The sequence below is a fragment of the Salmonella sp. A7 genome (assembly GCF_020181675.1).
GTDB classification, from domain to species: Bacteria; Pseudomonadota; Gammaproteobacteria; order Enterobacterales; family Enterobacteriaceae; genus Salmonella; species Salmonella enterica.
This window is the reverse complement of sequence record NZ_CP084001.1, coordinates 2024631-2041134: the sequence shown is the minus strand read 5'-3', so window position 1 is coordinate 2041134 and position 16504 is coordinate 2024631. Positions and strand designations below refer to the sequence as shown.

General features: G+C 51.3%; 16 protein-coding genes. 5 read left to right on the top strand and 11 right to left on the bottom strand.

What is annotated here, in order from left to right; translation table 11 throughout:
- Positions 1–109 precede the first annotated feature (109 nt).
- A complete protein-coding gene (gene mntP / locus LCS67_RS09980) occupies positions 110–676 on the top strand; it encodes a manganese efflux pump MntP (RefSeq protein WP_001518359.1) in 567 nt (188 codons plus the stop codon).
- Here mntP and rlmA read toward each other — a convergent pair.
- The 6 genes from rlmA to mgrB form a co-directional block, all read right to left on the bottom strand.
- Positions 673–1482: a 23S rRNA (guanine(745)-N(1))-methyltransferase gene (rlmA, locus tag LCS67_RS09975; RefSeq protein ID WP_000010916.1), complete on the bottom strand. Its 810-nt coding sequence runs from the start codon at positions 1480–1482 to the stop codon at positions 673–675. The two genes, mntP and rlmA, sit on opposite strands and share 4 nt — an antisense overlap.
- Before the next feature lie 65 nt (positions 1483–1547).
- A complete protein-coding gene (ftsI, locus tag LCS67_RS09970) occupies positions 1548–3293 on the bottom strand; it encodes a peptidoglycan glycosyltransferase FtsI (RefSeq protein WP_000730322.1) in 1746 nt (581 codons plus the stop codon).
- A gap of 219 nt (positions 3294–3512) precedes the next feature.
- Positions 3513–3722: a transcription antiterminator/RNA stability regulator CspE gene (gene cspE, locus LCS67_RS09965; RefSeq protein WP_001062678.1), complete on the bottom strand. Its 210-nt coding sequence runs from the start codon at positions 3720–3722 to the stop codon at positions 3513–3515.
- 12 nt (positions 3723–3734) lie between these two features.
- A complete protein-coding gene (locus tag LCS67_RS09960) occupies positions 3735–3878 on the bottom strand; it encodes a DUF2627 domain-containing protein (protein WP_001537930.1) in 144 nt (47 codons plus the stop codon).
- A 648-nt stretch (positions 3879–4526) separates the two neighbouring features.
- Complete coding sequence (locus tag LCS67_RS09955; protein WP_001000660.1) at positions 4527–4814, bottom strand: YebO family protein; 288 nt, start codon at positions 4812–4814, stop codon at positions 4527–4529.
- A gap of 70 nt (positions 4815–4884) precedes the next feature.
- On the bottom strand, positions 4885–5028 hold the full coding sequence (gene mgrB, locus LCS67_RS09950; protein ID WP_000714547.1) for a PhoP/PhoQ regulator MgrB: 144 nt from the start codon (positions 5026–5028) through the stop codon (positions 4885–4887).
- A 157-nt stretch (positions 5029–5185) separates the two neighbouring features.
- Between mgrB and yobH the strand changes: the two genes are divergently transcribed.
- The gene (gene yobH, locus LCS67_RS09945) at positions 5186–5425 is read left to right on the top strand and encodes an invasion protein YobH (RefSeq protein WP_001236778.1); all 240 of its coding nucleotides are present in this window, start codon (positions 5186–5188) and stop codon (positions 5423–5425) included.
- A gap of 211 nt (positions 5426–5636) precedes the next feature.
- On the opposite strand, the gene kdgR is transcribed toward yobH, so the two are convergent.
- Positions 5637–6428: a DNA-binding transcriptional regulator KdgR gene (kdgR, locus tag LCS67_RS09940; RefSeq protein WP_001262195.1), complete on the bottom strand. Its 792-nt coding sequence runs from the start codon at positions 6426–6428 to the stop codon at positions 5637–5639.
- A gap of 175 nt (positions 6429–6603) precedes the next feature.
- Here kdgR and LCS67_RS09935 point away from each other — a divergent pair, with 175 nt between their 5' ends.
- A complete protein-coding gene (locus LCS67_RS09935; protein ID WP_000416142.1) occupies positions 6604–7977 on the top strand; it encodes an MFS transporter in 1374 nt (457 codons plus the stop codon).
- A 47-nt stretch (positions 7978–8024) separates the two neighbouring features.
- Here the strand turns inward: LCS67_RS09935 and htpX are convergent, their stop codons facing one another.
- The 4 genes from htpX to LCS67_RS09915 form a co-directional block, all read right to left on the bottom strand.
- On the bottom strand, positions 8025–8906 hold the full coding sequence (gene htpX / locus LCS67_RS09930) for a protease HtpX (RefSeq protein ID WP_000984498.1): 882 nt from the start codon (positions 8904–8906) through the stop codon (positions 8025–8027).
- A 192-nt stretch (positions 8907–9098) separates the two neighbouring features.
- Complete coding sequence (gene prc / locus LCS67_RS09925) at positions 9099–11147, bottom strand: carboxy terminal-processing peptidase (RefSeq protein ID WP_001091241.1); 2049 nt, start codon at positions 11145–11147, stop codon at positions 9099–9101.
- Positions 11148–11166: 19 nt separating this feature from the next.
- On the bottom strand, positions 11167–11853 hold the full coding sequence (proQ, locus tag LCS67_RS09920; RefSeq protein WP_000431401.1) for an RNA chaperone ProQ: 687 nt from the start codon (positions 11851–11853) through the stop codon (positions 11167–11169).
- Positions 11854–11950: 97 nt separating this feature from the next.
- The gene (locus LCS67_RS09915) at positions 11951–12448 is read right to left on the bottom strand and encodes a GAF domain-containing protein (RefSeq protein WP_001518229.1); all 498 of its coding nucleotides are present in this window, start codon (positions 12446–12448) and stop codon (positions 11951–11953) included.
- A 128-nt stretch (positions 12449–12576) separates the two neighbouring features.
- On the opposite strand from LCS67_RS09915, the gene yebS reads away from it, so the two are divergent.
- Complete coding sequence (gene yebS, locus LCS67_RS09910) at positions 12577–13860, top strand: membrane integrity lipid transport subunit YebS (protein WP_023214462.1); 1284 nt, start codon at positions 12577–12579, stop codon at positions 13858–13860.
- Positions 13829–16462, top strand: coding sequence for a PqiB family protein (locus tag LCS67_RS09905; protein WP_001542507.1), 2634 nt, complete (start codon positions 13829–13831; stop codon positions 16460–16462). The genes yebS and LCS67_RS09905 overlap by 32 nt, the downstream gene beginning before the upstream one ends.
- The last annotated feature ends 42 nt before the right edge of the window (positions 16463–16504 follow it).

Sequence of the window (16504 nt, the reverse complement as noted above, 5' to 3'; positions counted from 1 at the left end):
GCGAGACCATAGGCGCATCAACTGCTGTGTATTTCGTCACAGAATGGCGACATGCATGTTTGCTGGGGGCAGTGATGTGTTTAATGGATACCCCGGTCAGGACGTTGTCATGCACTTTACTGCTACTGTTCTTCTCGCTTTCGGCATGTCGATGGATGCTTTCGCGGCATCAATTGGCAAAGGCGCCACCCTACATAAACCCAAATTCTCAGAAGCGTTGCGTACCGGCCTTATCTTTGGCGCGGTTGAAACGCTGACCCCGTTAATCGGCTGGGGGCTGGGGATATTGGCGAGTAAATTCGTTCTGGAATGGAACCACTGGATAGCCTTTGTTCTGCTGATCTTTCTGGGCGGACGCATGATCATCGAAGGTATCCGCGGCGGTAGTGATGAAGATGAAACACCGTTACGCCGCCACAGCTTTTGGCTATTAGTCACGACGGCTATAGCGACCAGCCTCGATGCGATGGCGGTTGGCGTCGGTCTGGCGTTTTTGCAGGTAAACATCATCGCTACCGCATTAGCTATCGGTTGCGCCACGCTTATCATGTCCACCCTCGGAATGATGATCGGTCGCTTTATCGGCCCAATGCTGGGTAAGCGTGCTGAAATTCTCGGCGGGGTCGTACTGATAGGAATTGGCGTCCAGATCCTCTGGACGCATTTTCACGGTTAACGGTTACGCTGCCAGAGATGAAGGTTGAAATCCGTCTGGCAGCTAAGTCCGGTGCTGGCGGCCAGTTGTTCCCACACTTCTGGCCTGGCGCGCCAGGCAAATGGCGTCATTTGCAACAGTGCTACAGCCGCTTCGGCGGTGAGCTGCATGTGATAAGCAAGGCGGGTACTCTGCTGCAATGTGAATCCGTCGAGCTGCTCGGTATACGGCGCATGTAAACGCACCTCATCATAAATGAGCCCTTTTAGTTCCATCAGATGATGCGGCCCCGGCGTGGCGGTAACGACCCAACCACCAGGTTTCACCACACGCGCCAATTCCTGCGCCTTACACGGGGCATAGATTCTGATCACCGCATCCATTGACGCATCGGCAAAGGGCAGTCGATGGCTTGACGCCACACAAAACTTCACCTGCGAATAGCGTTTCGCCGCCGCTTTGATCGCCGTTTTAGCAACGTCCAGTCCAAACGTGGTGACTTCCGGCAACGCCTCGGCAAAAGCGTGAGTGTAATACCCCTCGCCGCAGCCAATATCCAGAATCGCCGTGGCCGACTGATCCAGCCGCTCGCGCAACAGGTTAATCACGGCATCGCGCAGCGGCTGATAATGGCCCGCATCAAGAAACGCTCTCCGCGCCTGCATCATTTCGGCACTGTCGCCCGGATCGCGCGAACGTTTATGCTGTACCGGCAGCAGATTGATGTAGCCCTCTTTCGCCACATCAAACTGATGGCGCTGTGGACATATAACGCTGTTATTAATCTGCGTAAGCGGCTGATGGCAAAGCGGACAGGTAAACGACATGACAACTCCGGACTGGGGCGCTAAAGGGCGCAAGTGTAACGCGAATTGCGCCCCGGGAAAATCCTTTACGAGCCCGGAACCGCAACGTGGCTGCCATGCATCACCAGAAGGTGATCTGAATCGGCTGGCATACCGTCTGGCTCAACATTTTCCAGCCGCAGCACATCGCCCATGATCTGGCTGAATACGGGCGCAGATACCGCGCCGCCATAATAAGCCCCGTTTTGCGGATTATTAATCACCACCACCAGCGCAAATCTGGGGTTACTTGCCGGCGCGACGCCTGCGGTATATGCCACATACTTATCGACGTATTTACCATCATCGCCAATTTTTTTCGCCGTCCCGGTTTTGACCGCAATACGGTAGTCTCTTACTGCGGCTTTTGTTCCGCCGCCGCCAGGCAACGCGACGCTCTCCATCATATGTTCCACCTCGTGCACCAGTTCTTCCGGCATTACCCGCGTGCCGATCACGGGCGGATCAACTTTGGTGATCGATAACGGACGGTAGATACCAAAGCTGCCAATCGTGGCATAAACATGCGCCAGTTGCAGCGGCGTCACCATTAATCCATAGCCAAAAGCGAAGGTAGCGCGATCTAAATCACTCCAGTAACGGCGTTTCGGTAATAACCCGCTGCTCTCTCCGGTGAGACCCAGTCCGGTAGGCACGCCGAAACCAAAGCTTTTATAAGTATCCATTAATTTCTGCACCGGCATCGCCAGAGAAAGGTGAGAAACGCCGGTATCGCTGGATTTTTGCAAAATGCCGGTTAATGTCAGTTCCGGATAGTAACCGACGTCGCGGATACGGTGTCCATCGAGAGTAAAAGGATGGGTATCGATAACGCTGTCCGGCTGCACGATGCCCTGCTGTAACGCAGTCATAATGACCAATGGCTTCACAGTAGAACCGGGTTCGAAAGTGTCGCTAATCGCGCGGTTACGAAAATCGTCCAACTGCGCGCCTTCACGATTGTTCGGGTTGAAATCCGGGTAGCTCGCCATCGAGAGAATTTCACCCGTTGGGATGTTAATCAATACGGCAGCGCCGGATTCCGCTTTGTTCCAGATGACGGCGTTATCCAGCGCATCTTCGGTAACCGTTTGCAGACGTTCATCAATGCTAAGCTGAAGTTCATGAGCAGGAACCGGATTCACTTCCGTAATGTTCTCAATAACGTGACCAAATTTATCTTTACGCACCAGCCGGGAGCCCGGTTTTCCCGTCAGTTGCGCATTAAAGCTCTTTTCAATACCTTCTATTCCCTGCCCGTCGATATTGGTAAAGCCGATCAAATTGGCCGCTACGTGTCCGGCAGGGTAAAAACGGCGCGACTCTTCCCGCAGGTTAATACCCGGTAGATTCAGTTTATCTATCCATTCGGCTTGCTGGGGTGAAACCTGGCGCGCGAGGTAGATAAAACGGCCTGCCGGGTTACTGTTTACCCGTTCCGCAAGCGTACTGAGCGACAGATGCAGGGCGCTGGCCAGCGCCTGCCAGCGCTCATTGTAGCCAACGCCGCCTTTGCTTATGATAGTCTTCGGATCGGCCCAGACAGCATTAACCGGAACGCTCACCGCTAAGGGCCGCCCTTCTCTGTCGGTGATCATGCCGCGTGGAGAGGCCGTGGTCACTTCACGAAGCGAGCGCATATCTTCTTGTTTCACCAGTTTCGACGGCGTAACAATTTGCAGCCATGCCACCCGCCCTAACAACAATGCCATACTGAGCAGAATGGCAGTGCAAAGTAGTGCAAAACGTATGGGCGTAAAATTACGGGTATCGCCGTCGCTTTTCTTTTTCACCTGATCTCCAGCCGAATCATTTTTCAGGTGATTGATTTAACGGGAAACGGACGGAAAAACCAGAAAAAACAATGCTAATAATATCGCGCCTTTGCAACAAATCGCTAACGAGAGCGCGTCCAGACACATTTTGAAGGATATTGAATTAAAAAGCCCCGCTTTTAGCGAGGCTTTATATCTGAGGCTGACGCGACAAACGCATCAAATCAGTGGTGTCGATCAGATAGCTGTTACGTTAACAGCAGCCGGACCTTTCTGGCCGTCCTGAATTTCGAACTCAACGTTCTGGCCTTCAGCCAGAGTTTTGAAACCATTGCCCTGGATAGCGGAGAAGTGTACGAACACATCTTTGCTGCCGTCAGCCGGAGTAATGAAGCCAAAACCTTTGGATTCGTTGAACCACTTAACTTGACCTTTAATCTTTGCCATTTGCAAAATTCCTTAGAGTGTTTTCTTTGCCCGTAGGCATAACATAGATAAAACTGAGACATTACTGCTTGAGGCACTAATATAAGGTTCGGCAGAGAAGCGGTATTCAACGTCAACGTGTTTACTCAGGACTTCTTTACTGAAAATGCCACACATAAACAGAACTGTACCTCGTTTAACCCAAAGCCTGTTATCACATACAACGTTAATTATGGCAAGCCATTTTTAAACGTGTCTCGATCCGTCGCACAAATTACGAGAACCTTCACAAATTGACAGCACGTTTATGCAACAAAGTTGCGAAAGATATATCCTCACGCGCTGACGGACTCCTGACAACGTCACTGCTGAAAAGCCATTTTTCTACCATAGCTCAATAACTTCGCTTCTTCCAGTGCATCAAATCACATTTAAAAGCTGTATTTTTCATATCACTTTTTATGCTGAGTTATGCATAAATTGTCACAATGATAAAAAACACCTTTTAATCAAAATAATAGAAAAGAAAAGCGATTTTCGACACCGCTTTTTGTGATGTTATGCGTCTTTACAGAATGCCTTAAAATAATGAACAAACAATGACAATCCATAAAGAGAGAGAAACGTTTCGCTTTTAATAGAGAATGAGCGGTATCACAAAAATGCCATATGTCCTTTTGTTATACATATAAAACTATGTTGCATATAAAGCCATACATTATGTAAGGCGTTGATGCCGTAGTATCAGTTGCAAACGGCAACGCGGAGTGATCCGACGGGGAAATGGGGCGTATGGCACTGGCGCCATTTGCGCCCCGGTAAGCATTATCGTTCAGCAACCAGACGAATGATGTCCTCATCCTCTTTTGGTTCGCTTGCCGCTGTTGCGGGTTCCGCTTCTTTTTCTGGTTCGTTTGCTTCGCAAAGGCGGCGTAACAACGCGTTTTGCCGCTTCTGTTGATCCAATAACGCTTCGAGCAGTTCTATCTGCTCGTTGGCACGGGAACTTGCCCGGTTGACAAAGAACCAGAGCGCCAGCCCCACCACCAGAACCACCATTGATACTATTAAAGATGCAAGAGAAAACGCACCAGAGTTTAAAACGTCGTTCATTTCACCACCTCGATGTAGAGACGTCATTCTACCACTGCTACACGGGAAGGAAATCTCTGGTGTAAAACGTTTACCAGGGAATAAATTTATTGATGGCGCAAATACCGCTGAAAAATTGTACATCCTGATCGCACATGATATTAAACACCTGCGCCCACAGCAACAGGCATACTACCACCACGATGCCGAGAACGACCCATCGAAATTTTTTCACTCCACTCTCCGATCTTACATCTTATGTCGCTAAATTATCATGAGTTACTTAAACCAGGAGTAACTGTAGCGGCATTATATGTTTTTAGGAATGATTCACTTGTTTCAATCAATGTACACGCTACTCTTATTCTAACTAAAAAAGAAAAGAGGTAGTAATGCGTTTGATCATTCGCGCAATTGTATTGTTTGCCCTGGTGTGGATAGGCCTGCTGATGAGCGGCTATGGCATCCTGGTGGGAAGTAAAGTGAACGCTGCGGGGCTGGGTTTACAGTGCCATTACCTGACCGCACGCGGCACCAGCACGGCGCAATATCTCCATACCAACAGCGGCATTATTGGCTTTTCCGACTGTCCCATTTTTAGAAAAAGCGCCACCGTGGTGGATAATGGCTAAGCGGCAATAAATAATTTCACAGGGAAACTATCACCAATAATTCCGCTATATTGGCTGTTGTTCATAAGTACTGTTAAATAATATTTTAATAACCGTTAAATAAGCCGACAGACATTATCTTCTTTTACGATTTCATCCCACCCGATGTTATAAAAAAAGCAGCTACATTTTTCGCAGCTGCTTTTTTTTAACGTCATGCTAATAACGTTGCTTAGAAGGGATAATCGTTGTAACCCATTTGCTCAGAAATTTTACGCGCGGCGGCGTGTAACATAGCCACATATTCCTGTAGGCGTTCTTCTGAAAAACGCAGCGTCGGGAACGAAATGCTTAACCCTGCGATGACTACGCCAAAACGGTCAAATACCGGTACGCCGATACAACGTAACCCTTCTTCCTGTTCTTCGTTATCTTCACCGTAGCCTTGCGCACGCACTTCATCCAACAGCGGCAGCAACGCTTCAGTGCTGGTAATCGTGCGTCCAGTGCTTTGCTTATACTCTACGCCGTCGAGAATCTGCTTAACCTCATCACGGTCGCGCCAGGCCAGAAGCACTTTACCGATGGCCGTACTGTACAGCGGATTACGACGCCCAATACGTGAGTACATCCGCAGATTGTACATAGAGTCAATTTTATGGATATAGACAATGCTGTCTTCATCCAGCGCGCCAAGATGGATAGTTTCTTTTGTCAGACGAGACAGTTCGCGCATCTGAATGTCCGCACTGCGGATGAGATCAACATTTTGCAAAGCTCGTGCGCCCAGCTCAAACAGCTTTAGCGTCAGAGAGTATTTTTCAGACTCCCCCTCCTGAGCCACGTAGCCCAGCGTTTTCATGGTTTGCAAAAAGCGATAAACGGTACTTTTCGACATCATGACGCGCTGCGATAGCTCGGTAATCCCTATTTCACGCTCTTCACCCAGCGCCTGCAGAATGCCGAAAACTTTCAGCACAGAAGATACAGAATCAGGCTGCTTATCCAGATCTGCGTTTGCCATTTATCACCTCATTACGAGCGTTTTATAAAATTCAGAACGAGTTTTTATTATAATTTCACGCCAGGTCGCCCGCAATCCATCTTTGCTTACTTCGTTACAAATCTGCGACATAACAACTCAGTATTAATGCTAACATTATTATTCAGCTCATAATTCCCCTTATTACAAAATACTTATGGAAAAAACACGGGCCGATGGCCTGCCCCTCCCGCAGAGATACGGCGCTATCCTGACGATTATTATCGGTATTTCGATGGCGGTTCTGGATGGCGCAATCGCTAATGTCGCGCTGCCAACCATTGCGACTGATTTACATGCCTCCCCTGCCAGCTCTATCTGGATTGTCAATGCGTACCAAATCGCCATTGTCGTCTCACTACTTTCCCTGTCTTTTTTAGGCGACATGTTTGGTTATCGCCGGATCTATAAATGTGGTTTAGTGGTATTTCTGCTTTCATCATTGTTTTGCGCGCTTTCAGACTCGCTGCAGATGCTGACGCTGGCGCGCATCGCGCAGGGATTTGGCGGCGCGGCGCTAATGAGCGTAAACACGGCGCTGATTCGTCTTATCTACCCCCAGCGTCATCTGGGACGAGGCATGGGAATTAACTCTTTTATCGTCGCAGTCTCTTCCGCCGCGGGTCCGACGATCGCCGCGGCGATTTTGTCCATCTCATCATGGAAATGGCTGTTTCTGATTAATGTCCCGCTAGGTATCATCGCGTTAATTCTGGCCATCCGCTTTTTACCAGCAAACATCGCCCATGACACTAAGCCGCGCTTTGACTTACCGAGCGCGGTAATGAATGCGCTCACATTTGGCCTGCTGATTACCGCATTGAGCGGCTTTGCCCAGGGACAGTCGCTAACGTTGATTGGCGCAGAGCTGCTCGTTCTGGTCGTGGTCGGGTTTTTCTTCGTGCGCCGCCAGCTTTCTTTGCCCGTCCCTTTGTTACCCATCGACTTGTTACGCATTCCGCTTTTTTCACTCTCGATCGGCACGTCAATTTGCTCGTTCTGCGCGCAAATGTTAGCCATGGTCTCGCTACCTTTTTATCTGCAAACCGTGCTGGGCCGTAGCGAAGTAGAAACCGGCCTGTTATTGACGCCCTGGCCGCTGGCAACGATGGTGATGGCGCCGCTGGCGGGATACCTGATAGAACGTCTTCATGCCGGTTTGCTGGGGGCGCTGGGAATGGTGATAATGGCAGCCGGGTTGTTTGCGCTGGTCATGTTGCCAGGCTCCCCCTCCGATCTGAATATTATCTGGCCGATGATCCTTTGCGGCGCAGGGTTTGGCCTGTTCCAGTCGCCGAATAATCACACCATTATCACTTCCGCGCCGCGTGAGCGCAGCGGTGGCGCCAGCGGGATGCTGGGCACGGCGCGACTGTTAGGCCAAAGTACTGGCGCCGCGCTGGTAGCGCTGATGTTGAACCAGTTTGGCGATAGCGGTACGCATCTTTCGCTGCTCGCAGCGGCGATCCTGGCGACTCTCGCGGCGGTAGTGAGCGGTTTACGTATTACGCAACCACGCGTTCAGGCGTAAAAAAAGCGCGTCATTCGACGCGCTTTTCATACTTGCCAGTGGTCTTATTATTTCAGGTACTCGCCGCTACGCAGCGCTTCAATGCGTTTATCCAGCGGTGGGTGCGTCATAAACAGCTCGCTTAACGATTTCGATTTACCGTTAATACAAAACGCCATCATGCTGGTCGCTTCTTGCGGCTCGTAGCTGGTTTTCAGGCGCTGCAACGCGGCAATCATTTTTTCACGGCCAACCAGCTTCGCCGATCCCGCATCGGCATGAAACTCACGGTAACGGGAGAACCACATGGTGATAATGCTCGCCAGAATACCGAAGACCAGTTCCAGCACCGTCGCAACGGCGAAATAGATTAGCGGATTACCGTTACTTCCTTCGCCCTCATCACGGTTGCCGCCCAGAAAACCAGCGGCAATTTGCGCGATAATGCGCGAAATAAAGATAACGAAGGTGTTAACCACCCCCTGAATCAACGTCATCGTCACCATATCGCCATTGGCAATATGGCTGATTTCATGCGCAATGACGGCTTCCGCTTCGTCAGGGCTCATGTTTTGCAACAAACCGGTGCTCACAGCGACCAATGAGGCGTCACGGCGTGCGCCCGTCGCAAACGCGTTAATGTCCGGCGCATGGTAGATAGCAACCTGCGGCATGGCGATACCGGCCTGGCGCGCTTGCGTTGCTACGGTGTTCATCAACCAGCGTTCTCTTTCATTGCGAGGCTGTTCAATAACTTCCCCTCCTACGGATTTTAACGCCATCCATTTGGACATCAGCAATGAAATAAAAGAACCGCCAAAACCAAACAGCAGCGCCATGATCAGCAAGCCTTGCACGCTGCTCGACTGTATCCCTGTCAGGCTCAGAACCAGCCCGAAAACGACCATCACGGCCAGGTTCGTCAGCAGGAAGAGCGCGATTCGCATCATAATTTTCTTTTAACCTCAATTTAACAAAGCGCACTATGCGATTACCCACATCGTATGGGTCTTATGGCTATTTTCAAGCATCACCAGGCGGTAAGTCACGAGAAAAACACAACTTTACATTTTGTAGCATTATCCTGACGACTTCTGCGCTTGTTAAAAAAAACAGGCACAATTTTTTGTGCCTGTTTAGCGTTACTTATTGGCTGCCGCCTGCTCCGCTGGTTTTTCTTTTTCAAGATGCGCCAGATCCAGAGCAATCTTCACCGTTTCATCAAGGTACGGGTCCGGCTCCTGGTAATCCTTTGGCAGATCGTCCAGTTTCTTCAGCAACGGTTTACCCTCACGTTTAAACCGATCGTTAATACGCGCCAGACGCAGAGCGTCTTCTTCATTGTTCTCTTTCTCACGCTGCGCATAATTCAGAGAGACAATGTTGCGCTTATCCTTCATGGCATTGAAACGTGCGATATCCTTCATGATGTACTGGAACTCAGGATCTTTGGCGATACGCGCGTTGTGTTCTTTCAATAATTCCGGGCCAAACGGGGCCAAATCATCCGATTTCACGTACTTCGCCGCATCAATGCTATCCCACGGCAAGGCGTTATCTTCAAATTTTTCTCCGGTTTCCGTCTCTTCATTGCCAGTCGGCATGATGATATCCGGCGTGACCCCTTTACGCTGCGTACTACCGCCGTTGACACGGTAAAACTTCTGAATGGTGTACTGCACCGAACCCAGCGCAGGCCATTCCGGGCGAAGCATCTGATCGTAAATTCGGTTTAGCGAACGATATTGTTGTACCGTCCCTTTACCGAAGGTCGGCTCACCGACAATCAGCGCGCGCCCATAATCCTGCATCGCGGCAGCAAAGATTTCCGATGCCGAGGCACTGAAACGATCGACCAGCACCACCAGCGGGCCTTTGTAGTAGACCACGCCGTCGGTGTCGCTATCCTCACGCACTTTGCCGTTATTGTCGCGCACCTGAACTATCGGACCAGAAGGGATAAACAGACCGGAAAGCGAAACGGCTTCCGTCAGCGCCCCGCCGCCGTTTGAACGCAGATCGATAACGATGCTGCTAACGTTCTGTTTTTCCAGCTTCTGAAGCTGAACTTTGACATCATCGGTCAAGCCAACATAGAAGCCTGGAATATCCAGTACGCCAACTTTTTCCTTGCCGACGGTTTTCACCGACATTTTAACCGCGCGATCTTCAAGACGAATCCGTTCACGCGTCAGCGTGATGATACGCGTTTTCGTCCCTTTGCCAGCCGGCAGTATTTCCAGTCGAACCTTGCTGCCTTTCGGCCCTTTGATCAGCGCCACCACATCGTCAAGACGCCAGCCAATGACGTCGACCATCGGTTTTCCGGCTTGCCCTACGCCGACGATACGATCGCCGACGCTAATCGACTTGCTCTTCGCTGCCGGGCCGCCGGCAACCAATGAGTTAATGACAGTATAATCGTCATCCATTTGCAGCACCGCGCCGATACCTTCCAGAGACAGGCTCATTTCGGTATTAAACTGCTCGGTATTGCGGGGAGAAAGATAATTCGTATGTGGGTCGATTTCACGCGCAAAAGCGGTCATCGCCAGCGAGAACACATCTTCACTGTTGGTCTGCGCCAGGCGACGAATAGCGAATTTGTAGCGACGCGTCAGCGTTTCGCGAATTTCTTTGTCGCTCTTGCCGGTGAGTTTCAGACTGAGCTCATCGAATTTCACTTTACCATCCCACAGCGCATTTAGCTCAGCCTCATCTTTCGGCCAGGGCGCTTTACTGCGGTCCAGGTTAAACGTATCGTTTCCGGTGAAATCCATTGGCCGTTCCAGCACTTTTAGCGCGTACTGGTAACGTTCAAACCGGCGCTTTTGCGCCAGGTTATAAAGATCGTAAAAAACATCCAGCTTACCCGTGCGCAGCTCATCGCCCAACACGGTTTTCTTTTTCGCAAACTGCTCGACATCGCTCGCCAACAAAACGTTGTGGCTATAGTCGAGAAGATTCAGATAGCGATCAAAAATCTTTGCCGAAAATGCCTCATCCAGATCGAACTGGCGATAATGGGAGCGGGTAAAACGCGACGTTACGCGCTCGCTCACCGTCGCATGTTGCGTCTCTTCCTTTAATACGGGAATTTGATCGGCACGCGTAATATCTTCCACGGCGAAGGACTGGCCTGCTAATGCAAGCAGGCCAGCTAACGCGGTAAGCCTAAAAAAAGTGTTCATGCCAGGCCTGGCCTCCGTTTCAGAACACCAGGTGTTCTGCGCGTACAATCAAAGACATACCCGAATTCAGCTGTACACGGACACCATCTTTGGTGATTTCTAATACGGTGGCATCCATCGCATTATTACCCGCTTTCACCTTGAGGGACTGCCCTACGGTCAATACTGAAATATCAGAAACCGGCGTGTGCTTCTCTTCGCGAGGCGCACGCGGCGCTTTCGTCGTCGGTTTATCAGCGCGAGGTTTACGTTCAGCGCCTTCTTTACGACGCGCTACCGGGCGAGGTTTACGCTCGCGTCGCGGCGCGTCTTCTTTTTCGCCAGCCGCCGCGGCAGCTTCGCGTTTTTTCGCTTGCTGCTCTGCGCGCTGCGCCTGAACACGGGCTTTGGCTTCTTCAAGCTGCTTGCGCGCATGTTCGACATGCTGCTCTTCCAGCTCGCCGCACGGATTGCCATCAAGGTCGACGCGCGTTGCGCCCGGCTTAACGCCGTACAGGTAACGCCAGCTTGAAGTATAAAGACGTAAAGCGGAACGAAGTTGCGTTTTGCTGAGGTTCATTTCGCCCCCAACTCGCTCTACCAGATCCTGAAAAATACCAATTTTCAGCGGGCGAGCTTCGCCTTCCGCACTAAAACAGTGAGGAAAACGCTCGGCCAGAAACGCGATAACTTCTTTACTGCTATTCAACTTAGGTTGATTTTCCATGAAATTTCCTGATTACAACGGACGTAGCCAACAAGCAGCAGGCATGAACAGGCGTCATTATAATGACGCCATCAGTAATTGCTACGTTATCCGTTGATTATCCTGCGACGCTCGCAAAGAATTTTTTGTAATCCGTCGTTGCAAGCACGGTTTCAAGCTGTGCGACCAGCGTACGCAGGCCGTGTTCATCTTCTTCGGTAAAACGGCCAAACGCCGTGCTATCTATATCCAGCACGCCGATAATCCGTTCGCCAACCGTGACAGGCAGCACAATTTCGGCGTTGCTGGCGGCATCACAGGCAATATGGCCGTCAAACGCATGAACATCATCAATACGTTGAACCTTATTCTGCGCTACCGCTGCGCCGCACACGCCGCGACCAACCGGAATCCGCACACAGGCGATTCGCCCCTGAAACGGCCCCAACACCAGCGTATCGCCTTCGAGGAGATAAAATCCTGCCCAGTTCACCTCGGTAAGACGTTCGAACAGTAGCGCGCTGGTATTCGCCAGCGTGGCCAGAAAGCTGGTTTCACCTGCCATTAACGACTGAAAATCGCGGTTTAACGCCGCGTATAGTTCTGTTTTGCTCATTATATAATCACTTCGTGGTCTTACTCCTAAACACAGGCTATTAAAATAAGCATTAAATGCGTTCTTGCTCAAGATTATTCCTGTCATGAGTTAAGATTACATTATTCTAACACTTTGATTCACGATACATGGCTCTGAACACCTCACACGTCACGCCAACAAAAAAGCTAACGATCAGGTCAATTAGCGAAGCGCTGCCGCGCAGCCACTACCAGCGCTGCCCTGAATGCGACATGCTGTTCAGCTTGCCGGAGATGAGCGCTCATCAAAGCGCTTATTGTCCTCGTTGCCAGGCTAAAATTCGCGATGGGCGCGACTGGTCGCTGACGCGGCTGACCGCGATGGCGGTAACCATGCTGCTATTGATGCCGTTTGCCTGGAGCGAACCGTTACTCCATATCTACCTGTTGGGCGTACGCATTGATGCCAATGTGATGCACGGCATCTGGCAAATGACGCAGCAGGGCGATCCGTTAACCGCCGCAATGGTGCTCTTTTGCGTGGTGGGCGCGCCGCTTATTCTGGTTTTTTCAATTGCTTATCTGTGGTTTGGCAGCCTTCTCGGCATGAATCTGCGTCCAGTCCTGCTGATGCTGGAAAAACTGAAAGAGTGGGTGATGCTGGACATCTATCTGGTCGGTATTGGCGTTGCCTCTATCAAAGTGCAGGACTATGCCTTTCTGCAGCCGGGCATCGGGCTTTTAGCGTTCGTCTCGTTGGTGGTTCTTAGCATTCTGACTATGATTCATCTGAATGTGGAGCAACTATGGGAACGATTTTATCCGCAGCGCCCTGCTCAACGTGCGGACGAAAGATTGCGCGTCTGTCTTGGCTGCCACTTTAGCGGCTATCCGGATGCGAAAGGACGCTGCCCGCGTTGTCATATTCCGCTACGGTTACGCAGAAAACAGAGCATACAGAAGTGTTGGGCGGCCTTGCTGGCGTCTATTGTTTTTTTGCTGCCGGCAAACCTGCTGCCTATCTCGGTAATCTACATTAATGGCGGGCGTCAGGAAGATACTATCCTGTCGGGCATCATGTCGCTTGCCAGCAGCAATATCGCCGTCGCCGCCGTCGTTTTTATCGCCAGTATTTTGGTGCCGTTTACCAAAGTCATTGTGATGTTTACGCTACTGTTGAGTATCCATTTTAAATGCGAACAGGGACTGCGGGCGCGAATTCTGTTGCTGCGTCTGGTGACATGGATAGGCCGTTGGTCGATGCTGGATCTTTTCGTTATCTCGTTAACCATGTCTCTGATTAATCGCGATCAGATTCTGGCTTTTACTATGGGACCGGCTGCGTTTTATTTCGGCGCAGCGGTAATTTTGACTATTCTTGCAGTGGAATGGCTGGATAGCCGCTTACTTTGGGATGCACATGAGTCAGGAAACGCCCGCTTCGAAGACTGAAGCGCAAATTAAAACCAAACGCCGTATTTCACCTTTCTGGCTGCTACCGCTTATCGCGCTAATGATCGCAGGGTGGCTAGTATGGGATAGCTACCAGGATCGCGGCAATAGCGTGACTATCGATTTTATGTCGGCGGACGGTATCGTACCAGGCCGTACTCCCGTTCGCTATCAGGGAGTAGAAGTCGGCACCGTGGAAGATGTCAGTCTGAGCAAAGATCTGCGCAAAATTGAAGTTCGCGTCAGTATCAAATCAGATATGGAAGATGCGTTGCGCGAAGAGACGCAATTCTGGCTGGTGACGCCCAAAGCCTCGCTGGCGGGCGTTTCCGGCCTGGATGCGTTGGTCGGCGGGAATTACATCGGTATGATGCCAGGTAAAGGCAAGCCCAGAGATCATTTCGTCGCCCTGGATACACAGCCTAAATACCGGCTTAGCAACGGCGATCTGATGATTCATCTCAATGCGCCGGATCTCGGTTCGCTTAATAGCGGTTCACTGGTCTATTTCCGTAAAATCCCTGTCGGACGGGTGTATGACTATTCGATTAATCCTAACAAACAGGGCGTTACGATTGACGTTCTGATTGAGCGACGGTTTACCGATCTGGTGAAAAAAGGCAGCCGTTTCTGGAATGTCTCCGGCATTGACGCCGATCTAAGCCTGAGCGGCGCGAAGGTGAAACTGGAGAGCCTCGCGGCCCTGGTCAATGGCGCGATTGCGTTTGACTCGCCGGACAATTCCAAACCCGCCGCCCAGGATGACACGTTCGGCTTATATAAAGATTTAGCCCACAGCCAACGAGGGGTAATCGTTAAACTTGAGCTGCCCAGCGGAGACGGTCTGAAGGCGGAATCTACGCCGCTCATGTACCAGGGACTGGAGGTGGGTGAGCTTTCTAAACTGACGCTCAACCCTGGCGGTAAAGTCACCGGAGAGATGACCGTCGATCCCAGCGTTGTTCCGCTGATGCGGGAAAATACGCGTATTGAGTTACGCAATCCCAAACTGTCGCTAAGTGACGCGAATATCAGTTCGTTGTTAACCGGAAAAACCTTCGAGCTGGTGCCGGGCGACGGCGAACCGCGCAGTGAATTTGTGGTGGTGCCGGGTGAAAAAGCCCTGCTGCATGAAGCGAATGCCTTAACCCTGACGCTGACAGCCCCGGAAAGTTACGGCATCGAACCGGGCCAGCCGTTAATTTTACATGGTGTAAAAATTGGCCAGGTCATCGAGCGCAACTTATCCAGTAAAGGCGTGTCATTCACCGTCGCGATTGAACCGCAGCACCGGGATTTGGTACAGGGCGACAGTAAATTCGTGGTCAACAGCCGGGTGGATGTCAAAGTCGGCCTTGACGGCGTAGAGTTCCTCGGCGCCAGCGCCAGCGAGTGGATTGACGGCGGAATTCGTATTTTACCCGGTACGAGCGGGAAGATGAAATCCACCTACCCGCTCTATGCTAACCTGGAAAAAGCGCTGGAAAATAGCCTCAGTGACTTACCAACTACCACCTTAACGCTGACGGCCGAAACGTTGCCGGATGTCCAGGCAGGTTCCGTCGTGCTGTATCGAAAATTTGAAGTAGGCGAAGTCATCACCGTTCGCCCACGCGCCAATACCTTTGACATCGACCTGCATATTAAGCCGGAATATCGCCACCTGTTAACCAGCAATAGCGTGTTCTGGGCGGAAGGCGGCGCGAAGGTGCAACTTAACGGCAGCGGCCTAACGGTACAGGCCTCGCCACTCTCCCGCGCGCTGAAAGGGGCCATTAGTTTTGATAACCTGAGCGGCGCCAGCGCCAGCCGGCACAAAGGCGATAAACGCATTCTTTATGCTTCAGAAACTTCCGCCCGCGCGGTAGGCGGACAAATTACGCTGCACGCGTTCGACGCTGGAAAATTGGCGGAAGGGATGCCAATTCGTTACCTCGGTATTGATATCGGTCAGATCCAGACGCTGGAGTTGATCACCGCACGTAATGAAGTGCAGGCAAAAGCCGTACTTTATCCGGAGTACGTACAGACATTTGCCCGCGCCGGGACACGTTTTTCCGTTATTACGCCACAAATTTCCGCGGCGGGCGTCGAGCATCTGGATACGATTCTCCAGCCCTATATTAACGTTGAGCCAGGACGCGGCGCGGCGCGGCGCGACTTTGAACTGCAGGAAGCCACGATTACCGACTCACGCTATCTGGATGGGTTAAGCATCGTCGTGGAGGCGCCAGAAGCAGGCTCGCTTAATATTGGCACCCCCGTCCTGTTCCGCGGTATCGAAGTGGGAACCGTCACCGGAATGTCCCTGGGGTCGCTCTCCGATCGCGTGATGATCACCTTGCGCATCAGTAAGCGTTACCAATATCTGGTGCGTAATAACTCCGTATTCTGGCTCGCCTCCGGCTATAGTCTCGACTTTGGTCTGACAGGCGGCGTGGTGAAAACGGGAACATTTAATCAGTTCATCCGTGGCGGTATCGCCTTCGCTACTCCACCTGGTACGCCGCTGGCACCAAAAGCGCAAGCCGGTAAGCATTTCCTGTTACAAGAGAGCGAACCGAAAGAGTGGCGTGAATGGGGTACCGCTCTGCCACGTTAAACACCAGGCTCCGGCGTACTCGCGCCGGAGCGTTTTATGCTA

Bases quoted from the DNA above. Each gene is read 5' to 3' on its own strand.
- mntP (WP_001518359.1), top strand. From the start codon at position 110: ATGCACTTTACTGCTACTGTTCTTCTCGCTTTCGGCATGTCGATGGAT.
- rlmA (WP_000010916.1), bottom strand. From the start codon at position 1,482: ATGTCGTTTACCTGTCCGCTTTGCCATCAGCCGCTTACGCAGATTAAT.
- cspE (WP_001062678.1), bottom strand. From the start codon at position 3,722: ATGGCAAAGATTAAAGGTCAAGTTAAGTGGTTCAACGAATCCAAAGGT.
- LCS67_RS09960 (WP_001537930.1), bottom strand. From the start codon at position 3,878: ATGTGTGGCATTTTCAGTAAAGAAGTCCTGAGTAAACACGTTGACGTT.
- LCS67_RS09955 (WP_001000660.1), bottom strand. From the start codon at position 4,814: ATGAACGACGTTTTAAACTCTGGTGCGTTTTCTCTTGCATCTTTAATA.
- yobH (WP_001236778.1), top strand. From the start codon at position 5,186: ATGCGTTTGATCATTCGCGCAATTGTATTGTTTGCCCTGGTGTGGATA.
- kdgR (WP_001262195.1), bottom strand. From the start codon at position 6,428: ATGGCAAACGCAGATCTGGATAAGCAGCCTGATTCTGTATCTTCTGTG.
- LCS67_RS09935 (WP_000416142.1), top strand. From the start codon at position 6,604: ATGGAAAAAACACGGGCCGATGGCCTGCCCCTCCCGCAGAGATACGGC.
- htpX (WP_000984498.1), bottom strand. From the start codon at position 8,906: ATGATGCGAATCGCGCTCTTCCTGCTGACGAACCTGGCCGTGATGGTC.
- prc (WP_001091241.1), bottom strand. From the start codon at position 11,147: ATGAACACTTTTTTTAGGCTTACCGCGTTAGCTGGCCTGCTTGCATTA.
- proQ (WP_000431401.1), bottom strand. From the start codon at position 11,853: ATGGAAAATCAACCTAAGTTGAATAGCAGTAAAGAAGTTATCGCGTTT.
- LCS67_RS09915 (WP_001518229.1), bottom strand. From the start codon at position 12,448: ATGAGCAAAACAGAACTATACGCGGCGTTAAACCGCGATTTTCAGTCG.
- yebS (WP_023214462.1), top strand. From the start codon at position 12,577: ATGGCTCTGAACACCTCACACGTCACGCCAACAAAAAAGCTAACGATC.
- LCS67_RS09905 (WP_001542507.1), top strand. From the start codon at position 13,829: ATGAGTCAGGAAACGCCCGCTTCGAAGACTGAAGCGCAAATTAAAACC.